The organism is Nocardioides cavernae, assembly GCF_013410035.1.
Lineage (GTDB): Bacteria > Actinomycetota > Actinomycetes > Propionibacteriales > Nocardioidaceae > Nocardioides > Nocardioides cavernae_A.
In genome coordinates this window covers 1107864-1123536 of the sequence record NZ_JACCBW010000001.1, presented here as the reverse complement: position 1 = coordinate 1123536, position 15673 = coordinate 1107864, and the positions used below count along the sequence as shown (strand labels likewise).

The following is a 15673-nucleotide window of genomic DNA, read 5'->3' as shown; positions in this document are numbered from 1 at the left end:
GGGACAATGGCCCGGTGAGCCAGCCCACCACGCAGCGTCCGCCCCAGGTCACCCTGGCGTCGGCGATCGTCATGTTCTCGTCCGTGGTGGTGCTGCTGACGGTCTGGGAGCGCGTCTCCTCGCTGGGCTCGCTGGAGACCCGCGAGGCGATCGAGGGGGTGCTCGCCGACGCGCCGTTCTCGTCGTGGGGCCTCACCGTCGACGGCACGACCGAGCTGCTCCGCATCTCCTGCATGGTCGCCGCGGTGTGCGCGTGCGCCACGGCGATCCTCGGCTGGTACGTCCGCAGCCCCGACCGGTCCGCGCGGCTCGCCCTGACCCTCTTCGCCGTGCCGCTCTTCGTCACCGGGATCCCCGCCGGGGGCATCGCCGGCTCCTTCGTCGCCGCCGGCGCGGCCATGCTCTGGATGCAGCCGGGCCGCGAGTGGTTCGCCACCGGGAGGTGGACACCGCCGGAGCCGCCCCCGGCCCGCGACGCGGAGCGGGGCCGCCCGCGGTCCGACGCCCTCGGCGGGCAGGGTGACCCGTGGGGCCGTCCGCCGCAGCCACCGGTCGCCTCCAGCACCCCGCCGCCCGCCGTCCGCCCCTTCGGCGAGCCGCACCCGTCGACCCCGCCGCCACCGCCGCCCCCGGGCACCTGGCGCCCCGCGCCGCAGCGCCCGGGCGCGATGGTCGCCGCGTTCGTCATCACCGTCGTCACCGCGGGCGGCCTCCTCGCGATGTCGCTGCTGTGGGTGGCGATCGCCGGCCTGTCGCCCGAGTTCCTGATGGACGTGCTGGAGGACCAGCAGCCGCAGCTGGTCGAGGACGGCCTGACCCTGGAGCAGCTGCGCAGCACGGTCCTCGCGGTCGCCGGGGCGTTCATCGTCTGGTGCCTGGTCGCCCTGCTGCTCGCCGGCTTCGCGATGGCCCGGCGCGAGTGGGCCCGACGCGGGCTCATGGTCAGCGCCGCCTTCAGCGCCGGCGGCTGCTTCGCGCTCGTGCTCAGCACCCCGCTGGTGCTGCTCCCGGCCGCCGCCGCGGTGGCCACCGTGGTGTGCCTGCGCCGCGTCGACGTCCGGCGCTGGTTCGCCGTCGACGCGCGCTGATCGCCGCAACCGCCGACGTGGTGAGATAGGGGCATGAGCGAGCCCAGCGATCCCGGCCCGACGCACAGCCCCTACGGGCAGGACCCCTACGGTCCGCCGCCCACCGGCCAGAGCCCCTACGGCCAGCAGCCCGGCTACGGCCAGCAGCAGCCTGCGCCCTACGGCCAGCAGCCCTACGGCCAGGGCTACCCGCAGGCGTACGACCAGAAGCCGGGCACCGGCCGTCGTCCGGGCACGGTGACGGCCGCGGCATGGATCACGATCGCGTTCTCCGGCCTGGTCGCGGCGCTCTTCGGGCTCGCGCTCGTGGCGATGGTGGTCGCTCGCGACGACTTCGTCCGGGAGATCGAGCGTTCGCCCGAGTTCCGCGACCTCAACGTCGACCCCGAGTCCGCGCTCGGGGCGACCTTCGCCTTCCTCGGCTTCTTCATCCTGTGGTCGCTGATCGCCGTGGTCCTGGCCGTGTTCGTGCTCCGGCGCTCCAACGTCGCGCGGATCCTGCTGGTGATCTCGAGCAGCGTCGTGGCCCTCCTGTCCCTGCTCGGCATCGCCAGCGGGATCTCCCTCGTCCCGCTGCTCGCCGCGGTCGCCGTCATCGTGCTGCTCTTCGTCGGCGGCGCGGGCGACTGGTTCAGGGGCGGCGGCCAGGCCCCCGCCGCGTACGGGCAGGCGTACCCGAGCACGGGCCAGCACGGCCACGGCGGGCAGGACAACCCCTACGGCCAGCAGCCGCCGACCTACGACTCCACCGACGGCGGGTCCGGCACGGACTACCCGCCGCAGGACTACCCCGGTCGGTGACGGTCGTGCGGGTCAGCGCTGCAGGTCGGCCTCGGCCAGGCGGCGTACGCCCGCGCGGATGACGTCGGGCTCCTTGCAGAACGCCCAGCGCACCAGCTGGCGTCCTGCCTCCGGGTCGTCGTAGAACCCCTGGGTGGGGATCGCGACGACGCCCGCGCGCTCGGGCAGGGCGAGGCAGAGCTCGCGGCCGTCCGCCCAGCCGAGGTGGCTGACGTCGGTGGTCGCGAAGTAGGTGCCCTCCGGCACACGCGGGGACAGCCCGGCGGCGGTGAGCCCCTCGCAGAGCAGGTCGCGACGCTGCTGCAGGTCGCGTGCGAGCGCGCGCGGCCAGTCGGGCTCGTGGTCGAGCGCGTGCGCGACGGCCGGCTGCAGCGGCGAGCCCGAGGTGAAGGTGAGCCACTGCTTGGCGGCGAGCACCGCCTGCACCAGCGGAGCGGGACCGGTGGCCCAGCCGACCTTCCAGCCGGTGACGGAGTAGGACTTCCCGGCGCTGGACAGGGTGAGGGTGCGCTCCCACATGCCCGGCAGCGTCGCGATCGGCACGTGCCCCTCGGCGGAGCGGGCGTCGTCGAAGACGAGGTGCTCGTAGACCTCGTCGGTGAGGACGAGGACGTCGTGCTCGATCGCGAGGTTCGCCACGAGCTGCAGCTCCTCGCGGGTCAGGACGGTGCCGGTCGGGTTGTGCGGCGTGTTGAGCAGGATCGCCTTCGTACGGCTCGTGACGGCCGCGCGCAGGTCCTCGGGGTCCGGACGGAAGTCGGGCGCGCGCAGGGTCACCGGGCGGCGGACCGCGCCGCACATGTCGAGCATCGCGACGTAGGAGTCGTAGTAGGGCTCCAGGACCACCACCTCGTCGCCCGGGTCGACCAGGCCGAGCAGGGCCGCCGCGATCGCCTCGGTGCAGCCGGTCGTCACGACCACCTCGCGGTCGGGGTCCACCTCGAGGCCGTAGTGGCGCCCCTGGTGGCGCGCGACGGCCGCGCGCAGGGCCGGGACGCCGATGCCCGGGGCGTACTGGTTCGCGCCCGAGGCGAGCGCCTCCTCCGCCGCCGCGATCACGGACGCGGGGCCGTCGACGTCCGGGAAGCCCTGGCCCAGGTTGATCGCGCCCGTGCGCACCGCGAGCGCCGACATCTCGCTGAAGACGGTCGGCGGGATGTGGGCGAGGCGCGTGGACAGGGGCACGGAGAGGGCCATGGCTCGAGGCTAGCCACCGGCTGGCTTTGGCAGACTGCAGGCATGGCCGAGCCCCCTGCAGCCCGGAGCGCGGGCGGCCGCTGGCTCGGTCGGGTCGGCGCGCTGCTGGTCGTCGCGGGCCTCGTGCTGGGGGCGTACGTCGCCTGGCAGGTGTGGGGCACCAACGTGGTCTCGCAGCGCACGCACCGAGCCCTCGTCGAGGACGTGCGACGGGCGTGGGCCCAGGAGGACGGACGAGCCTCGTCCGGTCCGGTCCGGACCGACAGGGGCCGGGTGTCCGCGATCGTGCGCATCCCCCGGTTCGGCGACGACTACGCCGTCCCGCTGCTCGAGGGCACGTCCGAGGACGTCCTCGCAGCCGGGTTCGGGCGGTTCGCGAACGGCCCCGCGCCGGGCGGGAAGGGCAACTTCGCCGTCGCGGCCCACCGGGTCACCCACGGCGAGCCGCTGCGCGGCATGCCCGAGCTCGCGCCGGGGGACGAGGTCGTCGTCGAGACCCGGGAGTGGACCTACACCTACGTGCTCGACAGTGGCGGCGACGACCTGACCGTCCCGTTCACCGCCGGCTGGGTGCTCGACGCGCTGCCGGCGAACCCGGACGGCGGGGTGCAGCCGGCGCAGGAGCCCGGCCAGCGGCTGCTCACCCTCACCACCTGCTCCGAGCTGTTCCACACCGACGACCGGCTCGTCGCGTTCGGGCACCTCGAGTCGCGGGAGCGTACGGCTCGCTAGGCTGCTGGCCGTGGTTGACGAGACGCTCGCACGCGACATCGACGCGGTCTGCCGCCTGACCGGGGAGTTCACCCTGCGGTCGGGCCAGGTCGCCGACACCTACTTCGACAAGTACCTCTTCGAGAGCCAGCCTGCGCTCCTCGACCGGGTCGCGACCCGCATGCTGGACCTGCTGCCGGAGGACACCGAGCTGCTCGGCGGCCTCGAGCTCGGCGGCATCCCGATCGCCACGATGGTCTCGGCGAAGACCGGCCTGCCGGCGCTCTTCGTCCGCAAGAAGGCCAAGGAGTACGGCACCTGCAAGCTCGCCGAGGGCCCGGACGTCGCCGGGCGTCGGATCACGATCATCGAGGACGTCGTCACGACCGGTGGTGCGGTGCGTGACGCGACGCGCGAGCTGCGCGCCGCCGGGGCGACCGTCGAGGTCGTCGTGTGCGCCATCGACCGCTCGCCGGCGGGGGAGAACCCGCTCGCCGACGTCGGCCTGGAGGTCCGCCCGGTGCTGACCCGGGCGGACCTCGACGCCGTCAGCGCCGGCTGACCCGCGACCGGCGGACCATCCAGAGGCCGAGGGCCACCAGCAGCACGCTGAGCGCGGCCAGCGGCACGACGCCGGCGGGCAGGCCCGTGTCGGGCAGCACGCCGTCGTCGTCCGGGTCACCGGTGTTGCCCGGGTCGCCTCCGTCGTCGTCGACCGGGAGGACCTCGACGTCCGCCTCGTCCTGCACCTCGACGTCGCCGACGGCGGGGTCGTCGGTGGAGGCCACGGCGACGTTGGGCACCGAGCCCGTCGCGTCGTCGCTCAGCCGGGTGACGATCCGCAGCACGCCCTCGGCACCGGGGCGGAGGGTCTCGAACACCGCGATGACCCGGCGGGGCGAGGTCCTCACCTCGGCGCGGCCGGTGACGACGTCGACCGAGACGAGCCGCAGGTCGCGGTCGAGCTCGTCGAGCACCTCCACGTCCTGGGCCGCCGAGGGGCCGGCGTTGGTGACGGTCACCGTCCAGGACACCTCGTCGCCGGGCGCGGCCTGCTGCGTGGACGCCTTCTTCTCGATGTCGAGGTCGGGGCAGACCACGACCTTGCCGCGCCTGCCGTCGGGCACGCAGCTGCCGGTGCCGGACTCGGTGACCCGGGCGACGTTGTTCGCCTCGTCGGGGTCGGGCGTCGCCGCGCGCACGGTCGCGACGTTGCTCACCTCGCCGCGGTAGCCGGCGTCGACGGTGGCCCGGACCGTGACCGTGACCCCCTCGCCGGCGGCCAGCGCGGCCACGTCGCACGTGACCTGCTGTCCCTCGACGCGGCAGGTGCCGCCGCCCGTCACCGTCGCCGTCGCCCCGGCGAGCGGGTCGATCAGCGTGTCCGCGACGACCACCTGGCGGGCCGTCGACGGCCCGGCGTTGCGCACGGCCATCGTGAACGTGACGTCGCCCCCGGCGACGGGCTTCGCCGGCGCCATCGTCTTGGTGATCGACAGGTCCGCGCGCGGAGCGGCCTGCCCGGTCGCCGTCGCCGCGTTGTTCGCCGGCGTGGAGTCGGTCGGCGAGGCCACCCGTGCGGTGTTGGCGAGGTCGCCGGTGAACCCGGCGTCCAGCGTGCCCCGGACGGTCACGACCCGGGTCGTGCCGGGGGCCAGGTCGCCGAAGTCGCAGGAGACGGCGTTCGCGTTCGCGCGGCAGGCCTCGGGCGAGGCGTTCGACGAGACCGTCACGCCCGACACGGCGGCGGGCACGTCGTCGGTCAGGGCGACGTCGCGCGCGGTCGACGGCCCGGCGTTGGTGACCTGCACGAGCCAGGTGACCTGGCCGCCGGGGACCGGCCGCGACGGGTCGAGCGTCTTGGTCACCGACACGTCCGCCGCCGGCTGTGCGTCGCCCTGGGTCGTCGCCTCGTTGTTGTCGGGCGTGCTGTCGGTGGGCGAGTCCACGGTGGCCGTGTTGTCGACCGGACCCGTGTACGACGGCGGGACCGTGCCGCGTACCTGCACCGTCGCGCTGGTCCCCGGGTCGAGGTCGCCGAGGATGCAGAGGACGACGTTGCCGGCGCCCACCGTGCAGGGCGTGCCCGGCTGGTCGGTGGACACCGTGACACCGGTCAGGTCGTCGAGGAGGTCGTCCTCCATCGTGACGTCGCGTGCGGTCGACGGTCCGGCGTTGGTGACGACGATCGTCCACCCGGCCTCGCCGCCGGGCACCGGGTCCTCGGGGCTGGCGGTCTTGGTGATCGACACGTCCGCCTGCGCGTCGGCGTCGCCCTCGGTGCTCGCCTCGTTGTTGCCGGGCGTGACGTCGGTCGGCGACGCGACGGACGCGGTGTTGTCGACCGGGCCGCGGTAGCCGAACGGGATCCGCCCGACGAGCGTGACGGTGCGCGACCCGCCCGGGGCGACGTCGCCGAGGTCGCACGTGACCACGTTGCCCGCGGCGATCGTGCACGGCCCGGTCGCGGTGAGGCCCGTGATGGCGTCGAGGACGTCGTCGGTGACCACGACGTCGCGTGCCACGGACGGGCCGGCGTTGGTGACGCCGATCGTCCAGGTGATGTCCTCGCCCGGCACCGGGTCGACCGGGGTGGCGGTCTTGGTGATGGAGACGTCGGCCTGCGGGTCGGCGTCGCCGTCGGTGCTCGCCTCGTTGTTGCCGGGCGTGGTGTCGGTCGGCGAGTCCACCGTCGCGGTGTTGTCGACCGCCCCGGTGTAGCCGGCCGGCAGGGTGCCGCTCAGGGTGAGCGTGCGCGTCCCGCCCGGGGCGAGGTCGCCCAGGTCGCAGGTGACCAGGTTGCCGGCGCCGACCTGGCAGGGTGCGGTGGCCGTGACGCCGGTCAGCTGGTCGAGCAGGTCGTCGGTGACCACGACGTCGCGCGCGACCGACGGGCCGGCGTTGCCGACGACGAGGGTCCAGGTCGCGGTCTGCCCCGGCACCGGGTCGACCGGGGTGGCGGTCTTGGCGAGGGAGACGTCGGCCTGCGGGTCGGCGGTGCCACTCGTGCTCGCCGCGTTGTTGCCGGTGGCGTCGTCGTCGGGCGAGGAGACCGTGGCGGTGTTGTCGAGGTCGCCGGTGAAGTCCGCCGGCACCCGGCCGGTGATCGTCACCGTCACCGTGTCGCCGACGGCCATCGTGCCGACCGGGCAGGTGACGACGTTGCCGGCCGTCACCTCGCACGTGTCGGGGGTGCGGTCGGAGGTCGCGCTCACGCCGGTGAGGGCGTCGGCGACGTCGTCGCGCACGACCACGTCGGTCGCCACGGAGGGGCCGGCGTTCGTGACGGTGACCGTCCATGTGGTGTCGGTGCCGGGGACGGGGTCGCCCGGTGTGGCGGTCTTCGTGATGGACAGGTCCGCGACCGGCTCGGCCGTGCCCTCGGTCGAGGACGTGTTGTTGCCGGTGTTGGTGTCGGTCGGGGACGTCACCGTCGCGGTGTTGCCGAGGTCGCCGGTGAAGTCGGACGGGACGCGACCGGTGATCGTGACGGTGCGGGTCGCGTCGACGCCGCCCACCCCGACGTCCCCGAGGTCGCAGGTGACCGCGTTGCCCGTGCCGACCTGGCACGGCGCACTCGCCGTCACGCCGGTGAGGGCGTCGGCGACGTCGTCGGTGATGACCACGCCGCGTGCCACGGACGGTCCGGCGTTGGTCACGGTGACGGTCCAGGTGACGTCCTGGCCGGGCACGGGCCTCACGGGGGACGCCGTCTTGACGATCGACAGGTCGGCACCCGGAGAGGTCGTGGGGTTCGCGGTCGAGGTGTTGTTCGCCGGTGTGTCGTCGGTCGGCGAGCTGACGGTCGCGGTGTTGCTGAGCTCGCCGGTGTAGCCGGGCGGCACGGCCCCCTCGAGGGTGAGCACCACCTGGTCGCCCGGGGCGAGGTCGCCGAGGTCGCACGTCACGTCGTTCCCGGCGGCGACGGCGCAGGGGGCGGTCGCCGTCAGGCCGGTGATCGCGTCGTCGACGTCGTCGCGGACAACCACGTCACGGGCGACCGACGGTCCGGTGTTGCCCACGACGATGGTCCAGGTGACGTCCTCCCCGGGGACCGGGTTGCTCGGGGACACCGTCTTGGTGATGCCCACGTTGGCGTTCGGCGCGGCGGTGCCGCTGACGGTCGAGGTGTTGTTGCCCGGCGTGGTGTCGGTCGGCGAGGTCACGGTCGCGGTGTTCGCGAGCGCGCCGGTGAACCCGGCGGGCAGCCCGCCGGTGAGCGTGATCGTCCGGCTGGCGCCCGGCGCGAGGTCGCCGAGGACGCAGCTGACGTCGTTGTCGGCGTCGACGGTGCAGGGTGCGCTGGCCTCCAGGTCGGTGATGCTGTCGTCGACCTCGTCGGCCACCTGGACGTCGCGGGCCACCGAGGGGCCGGCGTTGGACACCACGAGGGTCCAGCTGACGTCGCGTCCCGGGACGGGCGACGAGGGCGTCAGGACCTTGGAGACCGAGACGTCGGCGCGGGCCTCGGCGACGGCGTCGGCGTCCGCGCTGTCGTTGGCGGGGTTGGTGTCCGGGGTCGTCGTGGAGACGGTCGCGGTGTTGTCCAGCGGGCCGGTGAAGCCGGCCGGCAGGCCGCCGGTGAGGGTGATCGTCACGCTCGCTCCGGGGGCGAGGTCGCCCACGGCGCAGGTGACGTCGTTGCCGGCGGCCACCGTGCAGCTCGCGCCGGTTGCCATCAGTCCGGTGACGGCGTCGTCCACGTCGTCGCGCACCGTCACCCCACGCGCCACCGAGGGGCCGTTGTTGGTGACGACCAGCGTGTAGGTGACGGGCTGGCCGGGCACCGGGGGGTTGGGCGAGAGGGTGTTGGTGATGGACACGTCGGCGCGCGGGGCTGCAGTGCCGTCCGCCGTCGCCGAGTTGTTGCCCGGCGTGCTGTCGGTGACCGAGGCGACGGTCGCGGTGTTGTCGAGGTCGCCGGTGAAGCCGGCCGGCAGGCCGCCGGTGATCGTCACGACGACGCTCGACCCCGGACCGCTGGCCGCCAGGTCGCCGAAGGAGCACTCGACGTCGTTGCCGGCGACGACCTCGCAGGCGTCCGGCAGCGTGCTGGTCGTCGTCACCCGCAGCCCCGTGAGGGCGTCGTCGAGGTCGTCGTCCAGCGTGACGGCGCGCGCGACCGAGGGGCCGTTGTTGGTGACGACGAGGGTGTAGGTCACGTCCTGTCCCGGCACCGGGCTGGTCGGGGACAGCGCCTTGGTGATCGACACGTCGGCCTGCGGGTCGGTGGAGCCGCTCACGGTCGCCGTGTTGTTGCCCGGGGTGGTGTCGGTCGGCGACGCGACGGTCGCGGTGTTGACGAGGTCGCCGGTGAAGCCCGGCGGCAGGTCGCCGACCACCGTGATCGTCACGGTGGCGCCCGGTGCGAGGTCGCCCAGGCCGCAGGCGACGAGGTTGCCGGTGACGTCGCACTGCTCGGGCGTGGTGCCGCTCGTGGCCCGTACGCCGGTCAGCGCGCCGGGGACCGGGTCCTCGACCGTGACGTCGCGGGCCGTCGAGGGACCGTTGTTGGTGACGACGAGCGTGTAGGTCACCGGCTGCCCCGGCACCGGGCGTACGGGGTTGACCGTCATCGTGATGCCGACGTCGGCGCGGGCGACGGGGGTGCTGGTCGCCGTGGCCGTGTTGTTCTGGGGGGTGGTGTCGGTCGGGGAGGTGACCGTCGCCGTGTTGTCGAGCCCGCCGGTGAAGCCCGCCGGCACGCCGCCGGAGATCGTCACCGTGACGGCCGACCCGGGCGCGACGGCCCCCACGGCGCACGTCACGTCGTTGCCCGCGGCGACGGTGCACGGGTTGGGGGTGGCCCCCGTCGAGGCGGTGAGGCCGGTGATCGCGTCCGCCACGTCGTCGCGCACGACGACGTCGCGGGCGGTCGAGGGACCGTCGTTGCGCACCACCACGGTCCACGTGACGGGTTGGCCGGGCACGGGCGTGGCCGGGGTGACGGTCTTGGTGATCGACACGTCGGCGCGGCCGGTCGGGGTCGACGTGGCGGTCGCGCTGTTGTTGCCGGGCGTGGTGTCGGTGGGCGAGCTGACGGTCGCCGTGTTGTCGAGCGAGCCGGTGAAGCCCGCCGGGATCCCGCCGCCGATGGTGATCGTCACGCTGCTGTTGGGCGCGAGGTCGCCGAGCGCGCAGGTCACGTCGTTGCCGGCCGCCACCGTGCACGGGTTGGGGGTCGAGCCGGTCGAGGCGGTGAGGCCGGTGATCGCGTCCACGACGTCGTCGCGCACGACGACGTTGCGGGCGGTGGACGGTCCGTCGTTGCGGACCGTCACGCTCCAGGTCACCGGCTGGCCGGGAACGGGGGTGCTCGGGCTGACGCTCTTGGTGATCGACACGTCGGCGCCGGCTGCGACCTGCGTCGTCACGGTGGACTCGTTGTCGGCGGCGACCAGGTCGATGGTGTCCGAGCTGACCCGCCCGGTGTTGGTGAGGGTGCCGGTGAAGCCGGGGGCGATGGTCGCCTCGATGCTGCCGATGACGCGTGCGGGGAGCCCGGCGCGGAAGGTCGGGCCGTTGCAGAAGACCGTCGGCGCGGTGGGGTTGTCGACCGTTCCCGGGTTGACCGGCTGGCGCAGCTCGCACTCGGCCGTCGCCGGGACGCCCTCGAGCGTCGGGCGGTTGACCACCACGTCGGTGAGGCCGCTGGGCAGCTGGTCGATGAGCTGGGGGTTCACCGCGTCGGACGGGCCGTTGTTGTAGACCGAGAGGGTGTAGGTGATCCGCTGCCCGGCGACCGGGTTGGGGTCGGAGATGGTCTTGATGATCTCGAGGTCGGTCTGGCGGACGATGCCGGCGGTGGCCGTGGCGGTGTTGTTGCCGGGCGCGGGGTCGGTCGAGGTGGTCGTGACCCGCGCGGTGTTGGCCAGGGTCTCGCCGGCGTACGCCGAGGCGAGGGTGCCGACGATCGTGACGACCCGCTGGCCGGGTACGCGGTCGCCGAGGTCGCACGTGACCTCCCGGCCGACGACGGTGCAGGGCGTCCCCGTGCCGTGGAAGGCGTTGGTCACGGTGACCCCGGCGGGCACGGTGTCGGTGACGACGATCCCGCGGGCGGTGGACGGGCCGGCGTTGTTGACCACGATGCTCCAGCTCACCTGGCGACCGGGCACGAACGTGTCCGTGCTCGGGGCCTTGGTCAGCTGCACGTCGGCCTCGGCGCCGATGGTCACGGTGGACTGCGACGAGTTGTTGGTGGTGTCGGTGTCGGGGCTGGAGGAGCTCACCGTCGCGGTGTTCTCGCGCGGCCCGGCGGCGGCGCCCGGGCTGGTCGAGGCGACGATGGTGACGGTCACGGGCGTGCCCGGCTCGAGGGCCCCCAGGGCGCACGACACCTGCTGGCCGGTGATCGTGCAGGTGCCGGCGGACGAGGTGGCGGTCGCGGGCACGATGCCGGCCGGCAGGGTGTCGGCCACCGTCACGCCGGAGGCCTGCGACGGCCCGTTGTTGACCACGGTCAGGGTGTAGGTGACGCCCTCGCCGGCGGCGATCTGGCCGCGCGACGCGCTCTGCACGATCGTCACGTCCGAGCTCGGCGTGACGGCGCTCGTGATCGAGTCGGCGTTGTTGCCCGGCGTCGCGTCCGTGCTGCTGGTCACCTGCGCCGCGTTGACGACGTCAGAAGTGCGGTCGGCGTCCAGCAGGACCCGGATGCGTGCCACGGCGGTGGCGCCGCTCGGCAGCACGGGGCGGGTGCAGCTGACCTGCTGGCCCGCGACGGTGCACGCGCCACCCTCGATGACCGCCTCGCGGATCGTGAGGTCCGGGTCGAGGGTGTCGGTGACGACGACGTCGCGGGCGTCGGACGGGCCCGCGTTGGTGGCGGTGAGGACGTAGACCGAGTCGGCGCCGGGCACCAGCGTGGTCGGCTCGGACGCCTTCGCGATCCGGACGTCCGACAGCTCGGTCACCGTCGTCGTGTGGGTCGCCGTGTTGTTGCCCGGCGTGGCGTCGGGGGTGGTCGCCGACACCCCCGCCCGGTCGGTGAGGGCGGTGCCCGCGGTCAGTCCGGGCGCGATCGCCCCGGTGACCGTGACCTCGACCTGCTCGTCGAGCGCGAGCGCGCCGACGGGGCAGGTCACCAGGCCGTCCTCGCCGGTGCAGGTGACGCCGGGCCGGGTGCTGGTCGCGGACACGAAGGTCACGCCGGCGGGCAGGGCGTCGCTGAGGACCACGCCGGTCGCCGCCGACGGCCCGTCGTTGCGCACCCGGAGGGTCCACGTGCCCTCGCCGCCGGCGTTCGCCGTGCCGGACCCGGTCTTGGTGACGGCGACGTCCGCGCGGGCGACGACGTCCGTCGAGGCGCTCGCGCTGTTGTTGCCGGGGCTCGGGTCCTGGGGCGTGGCCGAGGTGACGGACGCGGTGTTGGCCATGGCGCCGGTCGCGGCTCCGGGCGACACCGTGCCCGTCACGGTCACGGTGAACGCCGCTCCGCTGGCGAGGACGCCGGCCGTGCACGAGACGGTGTTGCCGCTGGTGGGTGCGCAGACGGCACCCCCGGAGGCGGTCGCGGACACGTTGCCGACCCGCGCCGGGACGGTGTCGGTGACAGTGACGACCGTGGCCTGCGACGGGCCGTTGTTGCGGGCGGTGAGGGTGTAGGTCACCTGCTGGCCGGCGACGACCGGGTTGGGGGACACCGACTTGGACAGCGACACGTCCGCCTGGGCGGTGGTGGGCAGGACGTAGGTGGCGCTGTTGTTCGCGGCGGTCGGGTCCGGCGTCGGAGACGAGACGGTCGCGGTGTTCGACACCCCGCGGGCGCTGCCGTCGCCCGGGGTCTGGGCGCGGACCGTCACCGTGACGGAGCTCCCGACGGGGACGTCGCCGACGGCGCAGGTCAGCGTCCGGGTGCCGGCGGCGTAGGCGCAGGTGCCCTGCGAGGTGGTGAACCCGTTGAAGGTCAGGGGCGCCGGGACCGGGTCGGCGACCGTGACCGACCGCGCGACGGAGGGACCGTTGTTGGTGGCGACCAGGGTGTAGGTCGCCTCACCGCCGTCCACCACGGCGCCCGCGGTCTTGGTCAGGGCGAGGTCGGCGCTGGCGGTGATGGCCACCGACGACGTGCCGGTGCTGTTCCCCGGGGCGGGGTCGATCGCCGTGGTCGAGGCGGTCGCGGAGTTGACCAGCGTGCCGGTCGCGTTCGCGGCGAGCTGGGCGTCGATCGTCACGGTCACCGACTGGCCGGAGGGCAGGGTGCCGAAGGCGCACGACACCGTGCCGGCCGCGACGTCGCACGAGCCCCCGGTCGAGGTGGCGGTGACACCGGACAGGGAGGCCGGAAGGGGGTCGGAGAGGGTGACGGCCGGCGCGTCGGAGGGGCCGTCGTTGGCGACGACCACGCGGTACTGGACCGCGCGCCCGGCGACCACCGGCGACGTGACGGCCTGCTTGGTCACGACCAGGTCGGCCCGCGGCGCGACGGGCGTGATCGTGGCGGTCGCCGCGTTGTTGCCCGGCGTGGGGTCGGGGGTGCTCGACGTGACCCGCGCGGCGTTGGTGAGCGGGGCGGTGCCCGCGTTGGACGGGACCGTCGCGACGACGGTGAACGTCGCGGACTGGCCCGGGTCCAGGCCGCCGGCGACGCAGGAGACCTGGCTGCCGGTGACCGTGCAGCCGTTGCTCGTCGTCCCGATCGTGAGCGACGACGGCAGGGTGTCGGTGACCGTGACGTCGGCGGCGCGCGACGCGCCGTTGTTGGTCGCGGTCAGCGTGTAGGTGACGTCGGTGCCCGGCACGGGGTTGGTCGGTGCGGCTGCCTTGGTCAGGGCGACGTCCGCCTGGCGCACGATCGTCGACGTCGCGGACGCGTTGTTGTTGGTGGCGTCCGGGTCGGACGTCGTCGTCGAGACGCGTGCCACGTTGGTGACCGACGTGGCGTCGGAGCCCGGTGGCACCCGCACCACCACCGAGACGGTGGCCGTCGCGGCGTTGGCGATGGTGCCGAGGCCGCACGTCAGGGTCTGGCCGGAGATCGAGCAGCTGCCGGAGGACGGGTTGCTCGACACGTAGGTGACGCCGGCCGGCAGCGTGTCGACGACCTGCACGCCCGAGGCCGGGTTGGGGCCGTTGTTGCGGACGGCGAGGTTGTAGGTCACCTGGTTGCCGGCCGTGACGGGCTCGGGCGAGGCGGTCTTGGTGATCGCGACATCGGCCTGCTCGGAGACGGGTGTGGCGACCTCGGCGGTGTTGTAGGTGTAGTCGCGACCGATCGTCGCCGCGCGGTAGGACAGGGACGCCGTGTTGGTCAGGGTGGTGCCCGCGCCGGCAGGCGTGACCGTGGCCCGGAAGGCCACCGTCGTCGTCGCCGAGGGCGCGAGGGTGCCGCCCGCCGTACCGCTCGCTCCGGTGCCGAGGCGTACGCGCACGGTGCGGCTCGCGGCGACGTACTCGCCCTGGTCGGCGTCGGTGGCGTCGGTCTTGGTGCCCTGGTTGGCGCCCGCGGTGACCCGGATCGAGCCCGGGACGAAGGTGGTGTTGGCCGGGACCGGGTCCGTGAGGACGGTGTTGGTGGCAGCGTCGTCGCCGACGTTGCTGAACGTCATCGAGTACTCCACGACGTCGCCGACCTTCGCGGGGTTGTTGCCCGACAGGTTCGTGATGGTCTTCGAGCCCTGGATGGTCGGGGCGTAGAGGTCGATCTGCGTCGTCAGCGCCGCCGGGTAGTAGAAGTCGCCGCTGGTCGCGAAGCGGAGGTTGGCCGAGGTCGCGCCGTTGGGCACGACGCCGGGTGCGTCCACGACCTTGGCGTCGACGCCCAGGTTGTTGACCGCGCTGGGGTTGCGGTTGGTGAGGTTGGCACCGTTGGCGCTGACCCGGCTGGTGAAGAAGTTGGCCGAGGGACTGAGGGAGTCGGCGAGGCGGGTCGAGTTGACCTGGAAGTAGTCGCCGGTGAGCCCGTTGTCACCCTCGTAGGTGACGCCGCCGAACTTGGCGCCGACCGCCCCGGACGGAGGGGCGAGGAAGCCCGAGATCGAGGTGTCGATGATGTCGTTGTTGGTGACGGTGGCGTAGCCGCTGAACACCGTGAGGTCGCGCAGCGGGGCGTTGGGGTCCTCGACGGCCACGACGAGGCTCCAGGCGCCGTAGCGGTCGACCCCGGTGGCCGCGGCGATGTCGGCGCCCCAGTAGGTGCCGGCACCCGCGGCCTGCACCTGCGCGGTGACGTTCTTGTAGGCGGAGTAGTCGAGGTTGCCGGTGGTCTGGTTGTCGATCCGGTCGGCGGTGAGGGTGGTGTAGCCGGCGGCGCCCGGGGTGCGGAACTTGATCGCCTCGGCCGTCCCGGTCGCGGCCGACCCGCTGTTGCCCGCGGCACGGGCGGCACCCCAGAACAGCCCGGCGTAGAGCACCCGACCGCCGGACGGGATGGTCAGGTCCGCGGAGGAGGACCGGGTGGTGCTCGCGTCGGCGTCGACGTCGAGGTAGGTCATCGTGAAGTTGTTGTTGCTGGCCGCGGTGGCGCCGCTCTGTGCCTGCTGGCAGGCGGTCGTCGCGCCGCACGTCATTACCGTGTTGCCGGTGATCTGGATCGAGCCGTTGGTCTGCTGCGAGAACACGGTCGTGAACGGACGGATGACCGCCGCGTCGGCCTTCTCGGCCGGCACGACGACGGCGAGCGCGAGGCTCACGGCCACGAGGACGAGCGCGGAGCAGATGCGCACGAGGGACTGGAGGGGGGAGCGTGCAGCCGTCATGGGGGGTTCCTCGTGCGTGGAGGAAGCCGGCTCGGACGTCGCGATCTCCGTCACGCAGGACTGAGGTCGTCCGAGGTGGACCCCCGTGGATGTGATGTTGTGAACGGGGCTGACGTTAATCCAGTGAACACTTGTTTGGGGAGGGGGTGTCCCGCCTGTGCATCATCCGTACGTCAG

6 protein-coding genes are annotated in these 15673 nt (G+C 73.7%); 4 read left to right on the top strand and 2 right to left on the bottom strand.

What is annotated here, in order from left to right:
• Positions 1-14 precede the first annotated feature (14 nt).
• Together F4692_RS05525 and F4692_RS05520 are read left to right on the top strand one after the other, a co-directional pair.
• On the top strand, positions 15-1088 hold the full coding sequence (locus tag F4692_RS05525) for a hypothetical protein (RefSeq protein ID WP_179618588.1): 1074 nt from the start codon (positions 15-17) through the stop codon (positions 1086-1088).
• Between the two features lie 33 nt (positions 1089-1121).
• A complete protein-coding gene (locus F4692_RS05520; protein ID WP_179618587.1) occupies positions 1122-1889 on the top strand; it encodes a DUF2304 domain-containing protein in 768 nt (255 codons plus the stop codon).
• A 12-nt stretch (positions 1890-1901) separates the two neighbouring features.
• On the opposite strand, the gene F4692_RS05515 is transcribed toward F4692_RS05520, so the two are convergent.
• Positions 1902-3086, bottom strand: coding sequence for a pyridoxal phosphate-dependent aminotransferase (locus F4692_RS05515; RefSeq protein ID WP_179618586.1), 1185 nt, complete (start codon positions 3084-3086; stop codon positions 1902-1904).
• 42 nt (positions 3087-3128) lie between these two features.
• Between F4692_RS05515 and F4692_RS05510 the strand changes: the two genes are divergently transcribed.
• On the top strand, positions 3129-3818 hold the full coding sequence (locus tag F4692_RS05510) for a class E sortase (protein WP_179618585.1): 690 nt from the start codon (positions 3129-3131) through the stop codon (positions 3816-3818).
• 10 nt (positions 3819-3828) lie between these two features.
• Positions 3829-4359 (top strand): orotate phosphoribosyltransferase, encoded by a 531-nt coding sequence (pyrE, locus tag F4692_RS05505; RefSeq protein WP_179618584.1) that lies wholly within the window; start codon positions 3829-3831, stop codon positions 4357-4359.
• Here pyrE and F4692_RS05500 read toward each other — a convergent pair.
• The gene (locus F4692_RS05500) at positions 4346-15496 is read right to left on the bottom strand and encodes a DUF11 domain-containing protein (protein WP_179618583.1); all 11151 of its coding nucleotides are present in this window, start codon (positions 15494-15496) and stop codon (positions 4346-4348) included. The genes pyrE and F4692_RS05500 overlap by 14 nt on opposite strands.
• Between the last annotated feature and the right edge of the window lie 177 nt (positions 15497-15673).

What these genes read in the sequence shown, in the direction of transcription:
- F4692_RS05520 (WP_179618587.1), top strand. Translation starts at nt 1,122, where the DNA reads ATGAGCGAGCCCAGCGATCCCGGCCCGACGCACAGCCCCTACGGGCAG.
- F4692_RS05515 (WP_179618586.1), bottom strand. Translation starts at nt 3,086, where the DNA reads ATGGCCCTCTCCGTGCCCCTGTCCACGCGCCTCGCCCACATCCCGCCG.
- F4692_RS05510 (WP_179618585.1), top strand. Translation starts at nt 3,129, where the DNA reads ATGGCCGAGCCCCCTGCAGCCCGGAGCGCGGGCGGCCGCTGGCTCGGT.
- F4692_RS05500 (WP_179618583.1), bottom strand. Translation starts at nt 15,496, where the DNA reads ATGACGGCTGCACGCTCCCCCCTCCAGTCCCTCGTGCGCATCTGCTCC.